Annotated in this window: 15 protein-coding genes; 10 read left to right on the top strand and 5 right to left on the bottom strand. The window is 40.9% G+C overall.

Going from position 1 to position 18,520, the window contains the following annotated elements; genetic code table 11:
- Positions 1 to 94 precede the first annotated feature (94 nt).
- The 8 genes from QPX86_RS04515 (at position 95) to QPX86_RS04480 (ending at position 10,417) form a co-directional block, all read left to right on the top strand.
- Complete coding sequence (locus tag QPX86_RS04515; protein ID WP_220755079.1) at positions 95 to 703, top strand: protein-disulfide isomerase; 609 nt, start codon at positions 95 to 97, stop codon at positions 701 to 703.
- An 858-nt stretch (positions 704 to 1,561) separates the two neighbouring features.
- The gene (locus QPX86_RS04510; protein ID WP_220755078.1) at positions 1,562 to 3,997 is read left to right on the top strand and encodes a S8 family serine peptidase; all 2,436 of its coding nucleotides are present in this window, start codon (positions 1,562 to 1,564) and stop codon (positions 3,995 to 3,997) included.
- 371 nt (positions 3,998 to 4,368) lie between these two features.
- Complete coding sequence (locus QPX86_RS04505; RefSeq protein WP_285164453.1) at positions 4,369 to 5,208, top strand: sulfotransferase domain-containing protein; 840 nt, start codon at positions 4,369 to 4,371, stop codon at positions 5,206 to 5,208.
- Positions 5,209 to 5,423: 215 nt separating this feature from the next.
- The gene (locus QPX86_RS04500) at positions 5,424 to 6,515 is read left to right on the top strand and encodes a flavin-containing monooxygenase (protein WP_285164451.1); all 1,092 of its coding nucleotides are present in this window, start codon (positions 5,424 to 5,426) and stop codon (positions 6,513 to 6,515) included.
- Between the two features lie 431 nt (positions 6,516 to 6,946).
- Positions 6,947 to 8,143 carry a patatin-like phospholipase family protein gene (locus tag QPX86_RS04495; RefSeq protein WP_285164449.1) on the top strand — a complete coding sequence of 399 codons (1,197 nt, stop codon included), beginning with the start codon at positions 6,947 to 6,949 and terminating at the stop codon, positions 8,141 to 8,143.
- A 33-nt stretch (positions 8,144 to 8,176) separates the two neighbouring features.
- A complete protein-coding gene (locus QPX86_RS04490; protein ID WP_192022144.1) occupies positions 8,177 to 8,617 on the top strand; it encodes a hypothetical protein in 441 nt (146 codons plus the stop codon).
- Between the two features lie 32 nt (positions 8,618 to 8,649).
- A complete protein-coding gene (locus QPX86_RS04485) occupies positions 8,650 to 9,072 on the top strand; it encodes a glycine zipper domain-containing protein (protein WP_220755076.1) in 423 nt (140 codons plus the stop codon).
- Positions 9,073 to 9,397: 325 nt separating this feature from the next.
- On the top strand, positions 9,398 to 10,417 hold the full coding sequence (locus tag QPX86_RS04480; RefSeq protein WP_192022142.1) for an AraC family transcriptional regulator: 1,020 nt from the start codon (positions 9,398 to 9,400) through the stop codon (positions 10,415 to 10,417).
- 154 nt (positions 10,418 to 10,571) lie between these two features.
- Here QPX86_RS04480 and QPX86_RS04475 read toward each other — a convergent pair whose 3' ends face one another.
- Positions 10,572 to 12,065: a porin family protein gene (locus QPX86_RS04475; RefSeq protein WP_285164444.1), complete on the bottom strand. Its 1,494-nt coding sequence runs from the start codon at positions 12,063 to 12,065 to the stop codon at positions 10,572 to 10,574.
- 104 nt (positions 12,066 to 12,169) lie between these two features.
- A complete protein-coding gene (gene gltS / locus QPX86_RS04470) occupies positions 12,170 to 13,372 on the bottom strand; it encodes a sodium/glutamate symporter (protein WP_220755074.1) in 1,203 nt (400 codons plus the stop codon).
- Positions 13,373 to 13,665: 293 nt separating this feature from the next.
- Here gltS and QPX86_RS04465 point away from each other — a divergent pair, with 293 nt between their 5' ends.
- Positions 13,666 to 14,574, top strand: coding sequence for a SphA family protein (locus QPX86_RS04465; RefSeq protein ID WP_220755073.1), 909 nt, complete (start codon positions 13,666 to 13,668; stop codon positions 14,572 to 14,574).
- Positions 14,575 to 14,690: 116 nt separating this feature from the next.
- Here QPX86_RS04465 and QPX86_RS04460 read toward each other — a convergent pair whose 3' ends face one another.
- Positions 14,691 to 15,332: a LysE family translocator gene (locus QPX86_RS04460; RefSeq protein ID WP_285164438.1), complete on the bottom strand. Its 642-nt coding sequence runs from the start codon at positions 15,330 to 15,332 to the stop codon at positions 14,691 to 14,693.
- 182 nt (positions 15,333 to 15,514) lie between these two features.
- Entirely contained in the window at positions 15,515 to 16,732 is a 1,218-nt protein-coding gene (locus QPX86_RS04455) for a cation:proton antiporter (protein WP_285164435.1), read from the bottom strand.
- 128 nt (positions 16,733 to 16,860) lie between these two features.
- On the opposite strand from QPX86_RS04455, the gene QPX86_RS04450 reads away from it, so the two are divergent.
- The gene (locus QPX86_RS04450) at positions 16,861 to 17,736 is read left to right on the top strand and encodes a universal stress protein (protein WP_285164432.1); all 876 of its coding nucleotides are present in this window, start codon (positions 16,861 to 16,863) and stop codon (positions 17,734 to 17,736) included.
- A gap of 135 nt (positions 17,737 to 17,871) precedes the next feature.
- Here the strand turns inward: QPX86_RS04450 and QPX86_RS04445 are convergent, their stop codons facing one another.
- A complete protein-coding gene (locus QPX86_RS04445) occupies positions 17,872 to 18,120 on the bottom strand; it encodes a DUF3297 family protein (protein WP_153913974.1) in 249 nt (82 codons plus the stop codon).
- Positions 18,121 to 18,520 lie beyond the last annotated feature (400 nt).

Genomic DNA, 18,520 nt, shown 5'->3' with positions numbered 1-18,520 from the left:
GGTTGCAAAGGGCACGAATACAGCTGACAAACATTGAATATTACCGGCAAACTATTTAGGATCGGTTTATCGATACTCAATCAAGAATCAACTCATGACCACCGAGCTTTATTTTATCTACGACTCACATTGCCCTTGGAGCTATGCGGCCACTCCCATAGTGAATGCTTTACAAGAAGCTTTCCCAGAAATGAAGCCTCATTTGCTACATGCAGCTCACTATGCGGGTAAAGACAGCGCGGGTGAAGAGCAAATGGAAGCTGCTGCAAGAGCCAGTGGGCTTAAGTTTGGTCGAGATTATATTCGCTATGCTAATAGTCCCAAAAGCTCAATAAAAACCGCTAACTTAATGGGCTGGATGCAAAGCAAACAAGCTGACAAACAGTTACCAGTGCTAAATGCCCTACAAAGAGCGCACTTTATTGAAGGCAATCCATTAAATACCAAGCATGATTTCATGGATATTGTGGAGCAATTTAAGCTATCGCCATCAAATAAAATTTTCAGAGATGAGCTGAGTATGGACGCGGAATATGTCCTTGAAGGAATTGCTGAAATCCAACAAATGATTGGTACAGCTAACTTCCCAGCTATGGTAATGACTGTTGGCGATAACGCTATTTTTATCGACCATTCAAAATACATCAGCAGCCCACATGCTGTTGTAGATGCTGTCAAAAAAGAGATTGCTGCGTTTAAATAACCTGTGACCAAATATTTGCGAACTATAGAACACGGCCAACTAGAGCTCACTAGTGCCGTGTTTTTTATTGGTTTGAGAATGTTAGTTATTAGGCACTTCAGCTAATTCCCCTGCACTAAATATCAATGAAAATAGCCGATATAAGAGAATCTGTTCAGGACTATCAGCAAAGGGCTATCAGCACAGGGCTATCAACACAGGAAAAGCGAAACTCACATATCCCTACTATATCTAACCCATACCTATGCCATATCTAATCCATACCTATGCCATATCTAACCCATACCTAACCCATACCTATGCCATATCTAACCCATACCTATGCCATACCTAAAGATAATATTTCCACCAACTTAACTCGTTTGATATTAAAAAAACCTTGTTTGATATTAGACAGCCTTTAGCGTCATCTGACAGTAAACTTCCGCTTCAATGACTGCCATTTAGTGCTAAGTCAGTGCTGAAGCACTAATAAAAGCTATATTACGGTTCCCTAATGTAAATTAACAAAATTTTTAATATTTTTTTTATTACTTTAAATCAGCTACTTAATCATGCTTCTTGTTTAGCTCTCTACTCATTGTTCTAGTAACCCCCTCACTATAAATACCGCATATCACTGAATATAAAATCACACACTTCGCTTTAGAGAACAATCAACACCAGAATATAGTGAATATTTATTCAATAGCGCACAGTAACAAAAACAGCTTACTTAACCGTCAACAATTATTCACATAAATTTTACAATTGTAACAACTGGAGATACATTGATCGCCGCAGCTTGCTCAAATAGAGTTTTACGCTGCAAAAATAATAATAAACAATTTTTTACTCTGAATAACATGGAAGATAGTTATGACTAAAAACAAAGCAACAACAGTGCTAGGACTCTCAGTTCTTGCGCTTTCGATCTCTGCCAGTCTCAATGCGGCACCTGTTTTCACACAAAATGTGAATAGTAATTCACCTCAATTCAACCAGCATAGTCCTCTACCTAAGCGCTATATCGTTAAGTTTAAAAACGCTAATGCTGCAGCAGCTGGATTTTCTACCTCTGCCGCTTCTGATGCCATTGACGATGCTCAGTACGAGCCGAGAAGTAACGAAGTGTTCTCGCATTTTCGTGCAATGAACAGCGTTTCGGCTAAAGAAATGAAACGTATCGGCCGTAGCAATAGCTACAGTGTCAAACTCGATAATAAAAACTTACAAGCACTGAGATACCGAGCTGATGTTGATTACGTTGAAGAGGATGTTCAACGTCGATTACTGTCAGAAACCACACCATGGGGTCAAACCTATGTGGGCGCAACAGCAATCAGTGACAGTCAAGCTGGCAATCGCACCATTTGTATTATCGATTCAGGTTACGATTTAGGCCATAACGATCTTAATGCCAATAACGTCACTGGAACCAATAACTCAGGCACTAATAATTGGTATGAGCCAGGCGCTAACAACGCCCATGGTACTCACGTTGCTGGTACCATTGCCGCAATCGCTAACAACGAAGGTGTTGTGGGTGTGATGCCAAATCAAAATGCCAATATTCACGTGATTAAAGTGTTTAATGCATCAGGCTGGGGTTACTCTTCAGACCTTGTTGCTGCGGTAGATACTTGTGTCAATAACAATGCCGATGTCGTTACCATGAGTTTAGGGGGAACGGGCTCTAGTAATACTGAACGAAACGCCCTAGCCGCCCATGAAAATAACGGCGTATTGCTCATTGCCGCAGCTGGTAATGATGGTAATGACACCTTGAGTTACCCTGCATCTTACGACTCTGTAATGTCGGTTGCTGCGGTTGATAGCAACAAAGATCACGCTGCGTTTTCACAATACACAGCCCAAGTTGAAATCTCAGGCCCTGGTGAAGCAATTTTATCAACAGTGACACGAGGCGAAGGACGCTTAGCGGATATTAACATCAATGGTCAGTCTTATTTTGACAGCGGTATTGTGCCTCATAACCGTTATGTTTTATCAGGATCGTCTCATGTCAGCACACCGTTTATCGGCACTGCAACTGGCGAATTAGCTGAATGTTCGGTCACTGGCAGTAGCTTTAATTGTGGCAATATGAGTAATAAAATTTGTTTAGTTGAACGTGTCGGTAACCAAGGTAGCAGCTACCCAGATATCGATGCCGTTAAAGCCTGTGAATCAGCAGGTGCTAGTGCATCTATTGTTTACAGTAATACTGCATTACCTGGACTACAAAACCCGTTTTTGGTAGACAGTAATAACGAAGCGCCGATTGTATCTGTATCTGTTGATCGCGCAACTGGCCTAGCTTTACGCAATCAAGTTGGCGCCTCTGTCACCGTGACGAATACCGATAATGAAGATTATGAATACTACAACGGTACATCAATGGCGACGCCACATGTTTCAGGTGTTGCCACGTTAGTTTGGAGTCATCACCCGCAATGTAGTGCAGCAGAGATTCGAGCAGCGCTTAATGCCACTGCTGAAGACCTGTCTATCGCAGGTCGTGATAACCAAACTGGTTATGGTTTAGTTGATGCAGAAGCTGCAAAAGCCTATCTAGATGCTTCATGTACTGGCCCTACCGATCCTGGCACGGGAGTTGGCGATGACGAGCTTGTAAATGGCGTTGCTAAATCTAATCTGAGCGGCGGAACAGGTGATGAACTGTTTTACACTATCGATGTGCCTGCAGGTGCAACAGATTTAAGCTTTAGCATGAGTGGTGGCAGTGGTGATGCTGACTTATACGTTCAATATGGTGCAGCACCAACAACCAGCAGTTACGATTGCCGTCCTTGGAAAGGCGGAAATGTAGAGTCATGTCCAATCACAACGGTGCAAACAGGCATATACCACGTGATGGTTCGTGGTTACAGTGCATTTAGCGGTGTGAGCTTAGTGGCTAATTATACTGAAGCTTCTGGAGGCGGTTCAGGTGGTGGTACTGGTGGAGCAGCAACTTACACCAATAACACTAGCTACAACATCCCAGATAACAGTAGCGTAGGTGTTAGCAGTACTTTATCAGCGGCTCGCACAGGCGACTCTGGTGAAGTCACTGTCAGTGTCAATATTAGCCATACTTACATTGGTGACTTAAAAGTCGAGCTATATAGCCCAACAGGCCAAGTGGCGGTATTACATGACAATAGTGGTGGCAGTGCTAACGATATTGTTAAAACCTACACTGTTGATATGACGGGCGTTGAGTCTGCAGGCGACTGGACACTAAAAGCTGTGGACAGTGCAAGACGCGACACTGGCACCATTAATAATTGGCAGCTAACGTTTCAATAACGTTAACTCTGATTAGTTTTTTTTAGTGTATTCATGCCTGCCAGCTCCCCTCTGGCAGGCATTTTTAGTAGATACAATAATTGATATAGAATCTTTCTGCTTTGATTTATTATCGTAAGCAAAGATGCCCGTTTTTTAACCAGGAATTAGCTTTCCACCCAAAGTTAAAAAGGCTGCAGTTTGCTTTCAAGAGATGCACCTTCTGATAACACTCAACAGTATTCGCCTCAGTAAAAGTTCTTCTTAGATTAAATGAGTTTGAAATTAGCGATACGCACACACTTGCCATTAATCAATAGAATAGGTAGTTTTACTCATTAACGGCAAGGACGTTCGAGTCCGCATAACAAATAAAAATAAAGGACTAAAAAATGGGTAATATTCTTTGGGTCGCCTCTTATCCAAAATCTGGTAACACGTGGGTAAGAGCTTTTATCGAAAACTATATTCAAAACTCTGAAAACCCTATAGACATTAATACAATGCACACTATTTCAACAGCTGAGTCTGCCTCTCATAGATTTCAGCATAAAATCAGAGATGGCAGAAAAACAACAGACTTATCTCTAGAAGAAATTTGCGCTATAAGACCTTCAGTACAATCTGATATTGCCATGCAAGCTAATGGAACCACCTTTGTAAAAACACATAATTATTTAGGTGAATTTAATGGTCATCCATTGCACAACTCTTTAGTGACTTCAGGTGCCATTTACATTGTGAGAAATCCGTTAGATGTAACTGTATCAATGGCCAAATATTTTGACTATACCATCGATGAAGCCATAGCTTATATGGCAGAAGAGTTGACTGGTACCCCTAACGAAGAAGCGAATGTGCCCCAAGTTATTACTTCTTGGTCTATGCATGTATCAAGTTGGACTCAAAATCCTGAAGATTCTAGGCTCGTACTCCGTTACGAAGATATCTTAGATAATCCAAAGAAAGTCCTTCGAAAAGTAGAATCATTTTTAGGCTTGAAAAAAGATCCTAAACGATTGAAAAACGCCATTATGAACTCTTCATTTGTCAAACTTAAAGCACAAGAAGTGAAAAATGGATTCGTTGAAAAACATGAGAATGCCAATTCATTTTTTAGAAGTGGCATGAAACACCAATGGCAGAAAGAATTAACAAAAGAGCAAGTCGATAAGATAATAGAAATACACGGTGAACAAATGGCAAGATTCAAATACCTACCAGGAAAATAACACCTACTATTTCGATATATTAAGTAAACAACCAGAAACCACGGTTTAATAGCTTTAGCTATCACCGTGGTTTCAGTACTGCTAGTTAAACTCAACCAAATCAATGCTCCAGATAAAAGTTTACACTCCTTTCAAACATTCTTTTACGGCATGGAGCAATGCTACGACAGGCTCTGCTACAATAGCGCGCAAAAATAATAACGAGAAATACGCAGTTGAACACCATCAAAGACTTCATCATCATTGGCGCTGGCCAATCTGGGCTATCTATGGCTTACAATTTAAGCCAACAAAATAAAGATTATCTGATTCTCGATGCTAATGATTGTATTGGTGCCCCTTGGTTAAAACGCTGGGATTCGTTAACCCTATTTACCCCCACAGAATATAACCATTTGCCCGGCATGAAATTCCCATTTCCAAAAGGTTTTTACCCGAATAAATATCAAGTCGCTGATTACCTTAAAAGCTACGTAGACACCTTCAATATCCCGATTGAGTTCAACCAAAAAGTCACCTCTGTCACCAAAGTTAATGGTGTTTTTGATATCAAAACTGCCACAAGTCAGTTTCAGGCAAAACAAGTGATTATTGCCACAGGGCCATTTCATACCCCGTATACTCCAGCTTGTCATGTCGATATCGCCGAAGGTGTTACTCAACTGCATAGCGAAAATTATAAAAATGCAGAGCAGCTTCAAGATGGTGACTGCTTGGTCGTAGGTGCTGGTGATTCTGGGGTGCAGATTTTATCTGAAATTGCCGATACAGGCCGCACAGCATACTTTTCAGGTACCGATCAAATTAAAGCAATACCACAAACCTTTTTGGGTAAAACACTATGGTGGTGGTTTACTAAAATAGGCTTCTTATCCGTTAACCGCTATAGCCGCATTGGCAAATGGCTAAGTAATGGGGTTCAACCCGTTATTGGCACTGACGTTAAATCCTTACTCGCTAAAGATAATGTCATCCACATGGGGCGAACCTTATCTGCTGAGAAAGATACTATAACGTTTCAAAAAGGCAGCATCAGCACGATTAAAAACATTATCTGGGCTACGGGTTTTAAGCCTAACTTTTTTTGGATTGATGGTATCTCATTTGATGAAATGAATTACCCCAGTAATTATCGCGGCGTCAGCAATGATGTTGAAGGCTTATATTTCATCGGCTTACCATGGTTATACACCCGAGGGTCTGCCACCCTTGGCGGTGTATACAAGGATGCTGATTACCTAATGAAATACATTTCTAACAATAGCGAGGCGCAAGCCAACCTCTCTCAAAGTGCTGTGCTGAGTTAATAAAGTATTGAATAACACAATAAAAGAATGAGCCAAATAACTTGGGTGAACCCTATCACTCAAGCTGGCTCTCTTATTTAAAACAGAAAACTGCTGTCGCTAAATATCGCCCTTGCCAAATGGTTTTTAGCACTTATCCAGAACATAACAACCGCCTTTTTCATTTCCATATAACAATTGCGTTGTGGATATAAGCTATCAAAAACTCAATTATGTGTGATATGAATTGTCCAATTTTCAGCCCTAAACATTTCTCACGATAAGCTTTCGCTTAATCAATCGCTGCTGATTAAACAATAGCAGTTAGCGACTTGTGTTCAGCAACTTCAGTTCCATGTTTGCCTCTATTCTGCTTATGGCTTTAAGGGGCTGCATCTATTCCTGACTTTGCTGCAACCTCATCGTCTCATGCAAAACTATTAGGCATTCAAATGAATAAAATATTACTTAGCCTTGGCTTTTTGGTCACATTGGCAGGCTGTAGCACAGTGCCTGAACATCACGGTGTGCCTAAATCATTGGCCATGCAAGTCAAACCAATTGGCGTCGACAATACGCGCACATGGGGTAACGATACCCGCGTCAGCTATGAGTTCTTAGAAACCTTTATTGATAACTATATGTCTCGTAAAACACATAGTGATTCTTTAGAAATCTTAGCCTTGTCGGGCGGAGGCGCAAATGGCGCGTTTGGAGCAGGTATTTTATCTGCTTGGACAGAAAAAGGTACACGTCCAGAATTTGATTTAGTCACCGGTGTCAGTACAGGAGCTATTCTTGCCGTTTTTGCATTCCTAGGTACTGAGTATGATTACCATATTGTTGATTTCTATACTAACTCTAGTGATGACGATCTATTTAAAGCCAAAGACTTTCTCGCCGCTTTTCGTAGTATGTCGATGCTCAATGTTAGCCCATATGAAAAGCTAGTACGTGACACTATTGATACGGAGCTTTTGAGTGTTGTCGCTGAAGGTTACCGTCATGGCCGCTTATTACTGATAGGGACAACTCACCTTGAGAGCCAACGTCTATCAGTTTGGAATATGGGCGCCATAGCAGCACAAAATACAGCGGCTTCAGAGAAGCTTTTTGAAGATATTATCCTCGCTTCCACTGCGATACCCGGAGCCATGCCTGCAGTACAAATAGAAGTAGAACATGGCGATACAAGCTACCAAGAGCTTCACGTCGATGGCGGCGTAGCAAGACAAGTCTTTTTACTACCAGATACCGTTTCAGCAAGCTCTTTAGAAAAAGGAGTTTTAGCTAAAAAGCGTCAGCTATATGTGATCAGAAATGGCGAGTTCTCGCCCAGCTGGCAGGAAGTCACACCTTCATTGGTGGCCATTTCCTCTCGATCACTTAATACCATTATTAAATATCAAGGCCGCAGTGATGTGATGAGGATCTACAACCAAGCTAATCAGGCCAACATAGAATTTAATTTCGCTCATATCGATAACGATTTCAAAGAAGTTAATGAAACCAAAGAACAATTCAATCCAGAACATATGCAAAAACTGTTTCAGTATGGCTTTGAAAAGATGTCACAAGATGCCCTGTGGGTTGATAGACCGCCAGAGTTTGACTCCTTAACCATTGACGTCACTGGCAACCACCTTTAACCAACATTCCACTTAACATTTAAGAGGCGCGATATGATGCAATACCCCGAAGCGCGAGAAGTATTTAAAAGTGCTCTTCATATTCTATGCAGTAACGGCAGCTTTAATAGCCGTTTAGAAAAAGTCATTGAAGTCACTACGGATCTAGAGTCCACCTATGGCTTACCCAAAGGCGTAATAGACGATTTTAACTTATTGAAGCAGGAACTGAACCTACATACTCGTTCAGGCCTTATCGCGGTTTCAAGTTTACAGTTAAATCGTATGCAGCGGCTCGTCATCATTGAAAACATTGTCAGTATTTATAAACAACTAGTGGAGCATGCACATGATGATTACTTGCGAGAGGTACTCAAACAAATAGAAGACGGCACGATAACAACCACCGATGAATCAATGTTGAACTGTATTGCTGAAGAAAGTGAGCAGTCAAATTGTCACAGCGAAAGCAAAATACAACACCGCTTAGCTTAATGAAAATAGAACACATAAAATAAGGTAAATAAATGCACAAGATACTTTTAATTAGCTGTATCGCGCTTTCTTTTTCTGTGAGTGCGAATCAAGGCTCTTTGTCAGATCAAAGAAGTGGGCTCATCTTTAGTTATTCGGATATAGCAACCTCCCAAACACAAACGGACTTAACTCAGTGCCAGCAAGTAGCAAATAGCTCAAAAAAAGCGACTGAAGATAAAAAAGGTTCTGGCCTTAAGGGCGCAGCTAAAGGAGCGGCGGCAGGAGCTGCTGTTGGCGCTATCAGTGGTGGTTCTGGCTCTGATGGGGCTAAAATTGGCGCTGCTGCAGGGGTAGTAGGAGGTCGCCTTTCTGGTCGAAAACAGGAAAAGGAGCGCGAAGCAGCCAATGAACAAGCCTACGTAACAGTAATGCGCAACTGCATGATTAATAAAAGTTATATTGCATTAAACTAACTTTATTTGGGGGCATATTTAGTCACAACATTAGCGCCCCCTACATTTCACCTAAGCTCATTTACCTCTGTTCATTTCACCTTAGTTGGTTTCGCCTTAGTTCATTTCACCATAGTTTACTGCCGTCATTTATCCACCATAAGATCGAGCATTTGAATCTTGCATCACTAAGTAACGCCAATAAATGCTGCCCGTTAACAGGCTCCCTATCCACTGGCTATCAATCTTAAAAAATTAACGAAATCAACCTCACCAGTAAAATGGCTACTTCAATTGCCACTCATAAAAGCGTAGTATTTTCATAGCACATTAATAAGGATTCATTATGGCTAATGAGAAACCCATTTCATTTGGAAGAACAGGCATTTTTTGGCTGTTTCTAAAAGCCATGGACGATTATTACGGTAACTGCATCAATAAAGTTAATTTACCCAAAAGCCTGTTTAATGATCCAATGCGGCCCATGCCATTAAACGAAATGACACGGTATTTTGGTGTACTTGAAGAGTCTATTAATGACGAACTGTTTGTTGCCAAAGGTGGCTCATTAATACAATTAGAAAACTTTGGTCCCTTTCGTAGTATCGTATATTCAACCCCTGTTTTATTTACTGCCATCAGGCGCTTTAATGCCCTTGCTCAGAATATTCAATCGGGTTGTAAAGTCCGAACAGGCATAGAAAAAGAGTTAACATGTTGGACATACAATACTCAATTATCTATCCAATCTGAACGACTATTAGACGGTATTGTCGGCGCTTGGGTATTTATTCACTTACTCAAATGGTACCTCGGAAAAAATTACACTCCCTCTGAAGTCCACTTGCCAGGCTCTCGGTTAGGCGCTCACGGCGAGATAGAAAAGATATTCGGTTGCCCGGTTATTTGGAACGCAAAATTAACGATGGTGAGGTTCCCAAGTGAACACTTAAAACAATGCATTCCAATTAACCGCGCTTTATTACCCTCAGATTCTGGGCAAACATTTTCTCTGGACAGCATTGATCTACCTGAAGAGTCAGACCTTCCGCGTTGCGTATATGAATTGATAAATTATGCTAGGGCTTTTGGCTACCCTAAACTTGAATTTGTAGCTGATATTTTGATGATCTCGCCACTCACATTACAACGACGATTACAGCGAGAAAACCTAAGTTTTTCAGAGATCACCAAGTATCAATTGTTCTATCATCTCGCACCTGAAATGTTAGTCAATGGCGAATCTGAAGACATCATTGCAGCAGAACTTGGTTTTAATAACCCTCAAAGTTTCAGTAAAGCATTTAAAAAGGTCCATGAAGTCACGCCAAAGCAATACCTTCAAAATATAGAAGACTATTTATAAGAAATTGATTTTGAGAACATCGCTGAAGTGGTGATGCAAGTTGCCGAGAGTTGCAGAATAAAAAAGGATAAGAGAAAAGTAAGTCTAAAAGTGAGTTAAATGAACCTAAGCCAAACGAGGTCTTTATGACCTCGTTTATAGCTGATAATCAATCTTAGAAGCGTCTTGTTAATCCACCCGTAAATTGCTGTCTGCCATCATGTGAACCTGTAAACTCAAAAAATGCAGACCATTTTTGATTGAAATTATAATTAGCACCCACTAACGGCTCCCAGTTATCCTCAGTTCGTTGCCAAATATCATATTCAATTGCATAGCCAGTATCTCCAACATCTTGTGATCCTTCAATACGCACTTCATTACTCATATAGCTGGCGCCAACATAAACAGCTAAACTGCTACCACCTTGAAATGGAAACACTCTGCCTATTCGTGGAGAAGCGGTAAACACATGGCCATCAATATTTCGGTCATCCATATCTACCGCTGTAAATGAGATAGGTAATGAGAAAAAGTAATTATCCCAGCCCCCAGCTAACACGGTGCCGACGGTATAGCTTTTTCCTTCCATTTTAGCCACAACATCAACAACACCATCAACTAACTGCGGGCTTTCACAAAAGCGCTTTTCCTTTCCTCTGGCTAAAGTACAATCGATGCCGAGTTGATTCGTCAGGGCATTTTTATCAAAGCCAAAATTAACATTGGCTTCGCCTTCAATACGCCCAATAGAGACAAACACATTCATAAAGGGAAATACCCAAGCATCAAACTTTATTTGTGGCGTTATAGACTCATTATTATTATTTTCAAATGCAACGAAGTCGATTGGGACATAGTCTCCTTCTTTATTTTTGACTCTGAGATCATACAGTTCCATATTTTGATTAGTGCTAGCGTATATAAAACTAACGCCGATGGGTAAAGGCAAATCATGACCTAGTTCAATCACTTGTTGCCCAAAAAATGGTAACGCTCTATCCCAATGTTTTACAGGAGTCACCTTATCTTTTGAGCGACCTTTCATCGAAACAGTGGTATTTGAAATACCAGTATCGGTTAATGCCAGGTTTTTCTCTATATCTACAAAGCTTGCCGCTAATGATAACTGGTTGCCATCTTTGAGCGTATAAGTTGGCACGCTTTGCCCTTTTACATTCACGTCATAAGATGACAAAGACCCTTCAGTGAAATTCCAATCAGCTGAGACTTTTGAGCTACTTAGCCCTTTACGGAATACTTCTAAGCTCTCTTCATTTTCAAACACTGACACTATTTGATATTCAGCATGACCAATACCAATGCCAATATCATCGCGATGTAAATTCACATAAGTGACACTATCGTCTTGATTGTCGTAAATCGCACCAACGCCCTTAGCCTTGCCGACCAAGGGGACTTTAGTAGTAGAGATATCTGCCACCATATATCCTCGAGACGCATCAAGCATGTCCTTGAAATTCGGATTTTTCTCAGAAAATTTATCAATGGTGACGACTGAAACATGATTAATATCATCTATCATACTTTGCTTTTCCTGCGCATCCATCGCAGTGAGATTGCTACAAGCACTCGTAGAGCTAAGTAAAACAATCAGGGTTAAAAGAGAGCGTTTTTTTAGTGTAGATATACCGTTTAACATATACATAATGAAACCTTACAAGGAGAATGTTAGCCCCAGCGATTCGCAAGAGGCATTAACTAAAAGAGAGGTCTCACTTGTGCTTGACAAGCAAGTACCTAAATACGAGCTTACAAAGCAATAAGATGGTTAATAACAAAGGCGTTGATAATGTCGACAAAAAAGCCACACACCAAAGGCACGACAATGAAAGCGTTATGAGCTGCCCCATGCTGCTTAGTTACCGCGGTCATATTGGCAATAGCTGTTGCAGTTGAACCTAAAGTGATACCGCTAAAACCAGCACAAATAACGGTCGCTTCATAATTTCGCCCCATGAGGCGATATACCACGAACACAGAGAACAAAATCGACATAATAATTTGTAGTGTCATCACAACAGATAAATACTTAACTAATCCCTGTAATTCCCAAATTTTTAAGTCCATTAGAGCCATAACAATAAATAGCCCTAAACAAATATCAGAAATCAGTGAAAGACTCCTATCACTGCCTTCAACCTTCTGTTTAGGCAGGATTTTATGGAATCGATTTCCCATGATGATGCCTGCAACTAAACATGACACAAACAGTGGCAACTCAACCCCTGTCATACCAATAATGGCATCAACACCATGACCTAGCATTAATGCAAGATTCAAACGCATCCAAGAAAACAGTAGGCTATAGCTGTCTATATATTCCGTAGATTTCGAATAAGACTGACCAACATCGAGTAGCGTTTCTTTATTGCCTTTTACTTGATGCACTTTCATCAGATATTTAGCAATTGGCCCCCCAATCACACAGGCAAAAATCAACCCAATTGTGTTACTGGCAACACCAATTTCAACAGCATTACTCACGCCCAACTTATCAACAAAGGTTGGCCCCCACGCCAAAGTCGTGCCGACCCCGCCAATCAATGAAACTGACCCAGACATAAGACCTGCAACGGGATCCATCCCAAAAGCACTCGCAACGCTCATACCAATACCGTTTTGAATTAAGATATAAACCGTTGCTAACCCCACTAAAATCATCAGTGGCTTTCCACCTTTGATTAGGGATCTAACATCTGCGTTTAACCCCATAGCAGCAAAAAAATACAGCAACAAAATATCTCTAATGGCGACCACATCAAAAGTGACTTTTGAGTTAAACCCAAAGTAGATCCCTGCGACGACTAGCGCACACAAAAAGCCACCTATAACTGGTTCCGGTATGCTGAAATTACGCAGTACCTCGCTATTTGAAAGAGACCACTTCCCAATGAATAAAAGGAAAATAGCCAAAGTAAAAGACATGAAGCCGCTTATCACTATGGGTTCCATCAGTGTCGCCTTAATAAGTTCTATTGCAGTTAAATTAAAGGTTCACGCTCTGCTAAATCAGCATCCTAATGAACCGAACATGTCATTGCGCAGAGACTTCAGCGATATAAAACCATTGCTAACAACCGCGACTGAATGACAGGGCTAATTTAACTAACTTGATAGTGAGCAACGGAGAAAAGGAATAAACACATAGTAAAAATCACTATTTAGATATAAATGTTCCAGCGTGACAAAGCTGGCTGTGATTCCAATACATTGGAGGCATCTTTGTTAACGTTAGGATTTAGAAAATGCGCAAATCGACACAAGTATTCATTGGGTTACTGGTAAATTTAACTGCTATAACAACAGCTCATGCAGATGGTTTGATTGGGGCTGGACACTACACCCCTGGTGCCGCCAATATCAGAGATATGACCATGCCAGATCAGGCAGGCTTCATCTATGAACAATACAATATTCATTACGATAGTAATGACTTAAAAAATAAAAATGGTGACAGTATCGGCCTAAATACCGATTATGAAGTGGCCGCTATTGCTCCACTTTTTATGTGGGTAACCGACAAGAATGTACTAGGGGCTCGATATAGCTTTTACATCAATCCATCAGTTGCAGCAAGCAGCGTAGCTGGCGAAGAAACCTACGGTGTTGGAGACACTTATGTTCAGCCACTATGGCTCGGTTGGCTTAACCCTAATTACGATATTAACTTAGGCTTAGGTTTTTATTTACCCACGGGTGAAGATGGCTTAAGCCTCGATATGGTGACAACTCAAGTGCAGTTATCTGGCTATTATTATGTCATGGAGCAAGCTGGGGCATTTATGCTGTCGGCAACCTACGAGTTTCACGGTGAGTCTGATTCAACAGGCGTAACGGCTGGCGATCACCTAACTATAGAATACGGCTACAGTCAGTATTTAACTCAGCAATTAGAAGTGGGACTAAAAGGCTATAGTCAGTGGCAGGTACAAGAAGATGATTTAAGCAATGAAATATCAAATTTCAATCAAAAAATGGGAACCCGTCTCGGCACTAAATCTGAAGTTCACGGCCTTGGGGTACAAGTTGCTTATTGGTTAGATCCACATTGGAATTTATCTTTCAATTACATGAAGGAATATAGTGCACAAGCTAAATTTGAAGGAGAGATTTTCTCATTTAATATCACCTATTCACCTAAAGCTCTTTTCTAAAAGCATGCATTAAGTGCAACTAAATTGATGCACTAATTATATTTATGGCTTATCTAGCTATCCCAAACTAGCGCAATAGATAACATTTATTGCGCTAGTTTGAAAAGCCAAATCGTTTAGCTAAGGCTTTGCACTTGTGAAGCCAACAGCCAAATCGCTAGCGCGAAAAATATTAACCCCATAAACTTGTTTTGGTAAGTGCGAAACTTTTCATTTTTAAGTAAAGGCTTACCTAAGCTGCCAACGAGTGCCACCAGCAGTAAGTTGAACAACAGCCCCATCACATTAAGCAATAATCCCAGTGCTAGCATTTGTTCGCCAGAGCTGGCTGTAAGCTGAGTAGACACAAACTGAGGTAAAAACAGCACAAAGAAGATCAGCGCTTTTGGATTAAGTAGATTACTAAAAACCGCACGGCGATAAAGTAACTTGGCTAAGTTATTTTGCAGCTCAATTTCAGGTGCATCCGCTGCACTGCTGCGCATGCAGTCCCAGCCCATCTTTAATAAGTAAGCGCCGCCCAGAACTCTTAATACTTCTAACGCTATTGGGTTCATCGCCACTAATGCTGATACCCCCATTGCCGCAAATAAGGTTAAAATTAACCCTGAAGTCGCATTACCAAAGCTTGCATATACGCCAACTTTTCGGCCATAACTCAGACTTGAGCTGGCAATCAGCAGCATGTCAGGCCCAGGGATCAACAATAAAGCGACCACAGTGGTTAAATAAACAGGGAGTAAAGCCAAGTCGATCATGATGAATTAGATAAGTGATTAAACAAGGCGCGGATTTTACAGCTATCCAACATGAATAAAAGTCATGTTGTTTTTAAATGTGAGCTACAGTCGGCAGAGTTTGTTTACAGCTGATGTAAAAACTTAAAAAAACCTGTAATAAACTCCATCAAACACACTGTATTAGGCTTAAACTGGGGGCTTTAATTAGGCTTAACTTGGCTCAATACCCTGAGCTGTTGCTTAATACTCCACTTGAGCATCATCGGACCAACTAAGGTGGTTATCGCAATAATCACCACTAATTCAGTAAATAACTTGCTATCAATAATTCCCATTTGATAACCAAGTTCTGCAAACACTAAACCCACTTCACCTCTTGGGATCATGGCGCTGCCTACCACCGCTTTAGCTTGCCAAGTTTTTCCGCCAAACCAACCTGCAAGCAACTTACTTAAAATAGCCAGTAGCGACAACCAAACCAACAACATGATCCCGCCAGAGCTATAATCTAGCTGACTTAAATCTAACCGAATGCCCACATATACAAAAAATATCGGCGCAAACACATCGACCATGGTTTTTGTCGATATTTCCATTTTGTGAGTAAAGGAAAAAGGGTTCACTAAATAGCGATTCAATGGCGAAGTAAATTGCCGACTTAATGCTAAACCCACAGCAAAACCACCCAATAGCGCAGGCGCGCCAAACCAATGTGCTAACCACGAAAATAGACAAATCAACACCATGGTAATGATCACTTCATATCCTGATTTGTCGGCCAAGGGTTTAAGCGCACGAGCCAGATACAATAAACCACGCGTCACTGGTGGTGTTAAAATCAAAAAAAGCAGCACGTTGGCGGTCAGTATTAATGAACTGACTAGATCAAACTCCCCAAAACTTGCGAAGTTAAACAACAGACTTAGTAAAATGACGCCGGCAATATCATCAATAACAGCTGCGCCTAAAATCACATTACCCAATGGAGTTTGCGATTGTTGAGTTTGAGCTAAAACCCTAAGCGATATGCCAATACTAGTTGCGGTTAACGCGCAGCCCAAATACAGTGCGGTAAAATATGAATCAGTCAGGTAATAGGCGCTACTTATTCCAATCATAATAATAGGAATAACGATCCCCAAAACAGCAACGAGCGCAGCGCGCCCTCCCGCTTGAGATAAACGCTTAATTGAGGTTTCACAGCCAATTGAAAACAGTAATAAAATAACGCCGAGTTCAGCAACAACAGCCAATGTGGCATCTGGGGTAACCACATTCAACAATGTCGGTCCAAGCAGTAAACCCGCTAAAATTTCACCGACGACAGCAGGTAATTGAAGTCGCTCAAATATACTTCCTAAAACCTTACCGCTAAGCAGAATTAAGCATAACGCGATAATGAACTGCTCTACTGTCATACACGCCTCCTAACCGCTGCATCTCTGATTAAATATTGAGCGCTTCAATGATAAAGATCAAGAAGTAAATCAGCTGTTTTGGTACATTTGACTTAGGTAATGTATAAGGAATATATCAGGAGGTTGCCATGGATAAGCTATATATTATTGCTCAAAAAAATCAGCAGCAAGCCAATGCGGTGAGTGCAGGAATTGAGCTAGCTAGAAAAATGAATCTACAGCCTGAAATAGCAGCCTATAGCTATGAATCATTCAGTGGCGATGCCTACTATAATCCACGAATCGCCGCTGATGTACGCCAGCAAATTTTAGCGAAACAGAAGCTGGATCTAGAACAACAACTCAGCGATATAGCTGCTAACACTACTCCCACTAATATCCCGTTCAACATCACATGGTGTAAAAATTTAGCCGAACATGCCAGCCAACATGCAAAACCTCAGCAATACGCGATGATGTTAAAAGCAATCCATGAGTCCGATCATTTCCTGCCTGTTGACTGGCAACTGATCCGCCACACCAAAATACCATTAATGCTGTTAACCCATAATTTGCTCAATAAAGCTGGGGCAATTTTAATGGCGGTGGATTTAGGCAGTAACAAACCCGCTAAAAAAGCACTGAACCAAGCGGTGATTAACCAAGCACACCGTCTAGCTGAAATCACAGGTCACGAGTTGCACCTTGGGTTTGTTATCCGAATCCCTAAAATATTACGCGATATGGATATATTAAATAGCCGAGTACTGATTAAAGAAGCTTACGATAAACATCAACAAGCCATAGAACAAATTGGCATTGACCGAGACCATGTTCATATTTTGGCAGGTAACGCTGATATGTGTTTATTTGAACTCAGCTGTCGATTAAAGGCGGAATACTTGGTCATGGGCGCTGTGCAGCGACAAGGCATTATAGGCAGAGTAATAGGCAACACATCGGAGGCTATTTTAGCGCGAAGTCGCTGTAATATTTTATTGGTTCCTCAGCAAGCAATTGACTGATTAACTGATTAACTGATTAACTGATTAACTGATTAACTGATTCAGGTAACGCCAAACTAACGCACCATGATGGTAAACAAAAAAGGCTTAGCAATGATTGCTAAGCCTTTTAAACGCGCAGTTTAACCGTATAGCTTAACGGTAAAATGCTTCAACTGTGCCTTTAATTGTCATTAATAAAGGTTGGCCGCGACGGTCTAACGCCTTGCCTGCTGGTACTTTTACCCAACCTTCACTGATGCAGTACTCTTCAACATCAAAACGTTCTTTGCCATTAACTTTGATGCCAATGTCATTTTCAAAAACAGCTTCAACATGATGTGGGCTGCGTGGATTAACAGAAAGGCGATCAGGTAAAGCGGGTTGTGAAGTTGTATCGTTCATGAGCATGCTCTGTAGTAATAGAATCTAGCGCTATTGTAGGCAATACAGGCGCTTTGCTCAAGTGCAGCCATCATATACTCATTAATAAATGCAGCAGCAAGAATGTTTAATTCGCAATGCCAGTACCACTTAAGTCCCTAGCCATCGTTTAAAACAGAACTCACCATAAAGGTCACCATAAAATTTCGAAAAAACAGATCATATCAGCGGCTGCTCTATGAAAAACCGCCTTTAATACCCCCGATAAAATCGAATCTAAAATCCGGACTTTCAAGTCACCCTAATCAGCAATTTATAGCGTCTAACTGAATGCACATGAATTCGCGACCACAAAGGTTAACAGCGAGTTAAATTAGTTAAAAAACTTTACATCTTTTTGACTAAATGAGTATTGACATAG

The sequence above is a fragment of the Shewanella goraebulensis genome, from assembly GCF_030252245.1.
GTDB lineage: Bacteria > Pseudomonadota > Gammaproteobacteria > Enterobacterales > Shewanellaceae > Shewanella > Shewanella goraebulensis.
This window is presented reverse-complemented; position numbering and strand designations above follow the sequence as displayed.

Bases quoted from the DNA above. Each gene is read 5' to 3' on its own strand.
- QPX86_RS04515 (WP_220755079.1), top strand. From the start codon at position 95: ATGACCACCGAGCTTTATTTTATCTACGACTCACATTGCCCTTGGAGC.
- QPX86_RS04510 (WP_220755078.1), top strand. From the start codon at position 1,562: ATGACTAAAAACAAAGCAACAACAGTGCTAGGACTCTCAGTTCTTGCG.
- QPX86_RS04505 (WP_285164453.1), top strand. From the start codon at position 4,369: ATGGGTAATATTCTTTGGGTCGCCTCTTATCCAAAATCTGGTAACACG.
- QPX86_RS04495 (WP_285164449.1), top strand. From the start codon at position 6,947: ATGAATAAAATATTACTTAGCCTTGGCTTTTTGGTCACATTGGCAGGC.
- QPX86_RS04490 (WP_192022144.1), top strand. From the start codon at position 8,177: ATGATGCAATACCCCGAAGCGCGAGAAGTATTTAAAAGTGCTCTTCAT.
- QPX86_RS04485 (WP_220755076.1), top strand. From the start codon at position 8,650: ATGCACAAGATACTTTTAATTAGCTGTATCGCGCTTTCTTTTTCTGTG.
- QPX86_RS04480 (WP_192022142.1), top strand. From the start codon at position 9,398: ATGGCTAATGAGAAACCCATTTCATTTGGAAGAACAGGCATTTTTTGG.
- QPX86_RS04475 (WP_285164444.1), bottom strand. From the start codon at position 12,065: ATGTATATGTTAAACGGTATATCTACACTAAAAAAACGCTCTCTTTTA.
- gltS (WP_220755074.1), bottom strand. From the start codon at position 13,372: ATGGAACCCATAGTGATAAGCGGCTTCATGTCTTTTACTTTGGCTATT.
- QPX86_RS04465 (WP_220755073.1), top strand. From the start codon at position 13,666: ATGCGCAAATCGACACAAGTATTCATTGGGTTACTGGTAAATTTAACT.
- QPX86_RS04460 (WP_285164438.1), bottom strand. From the start codon at position 15,332: ATGATCGACTTGGCTTTACTCCCTGTTTATTTAACCACTGTGGTCGCT.
- QPX86_RS04455 (WP_285164435.1), bottom strand. From the start codon at position 16,732: ATGACAGTAGAGCAGTTCATTATCGCGTTATGCTTAATTCTGCTTAGC.
- QPX86_RS04450 (WP_285164432.1), top strand. From the start codon at position 16,861: ATGGATAAGCTATATATTATTGCTCAAAAAAATCAGCAGCAAGCCAAT.
- QPX86_RS04445 (WP_153913974.1), bottom strand. From the start codon at position 18,120: ATGAACGATACAACTTCACAACCCGCTTTACCTGATCGCCTTTCTGTT.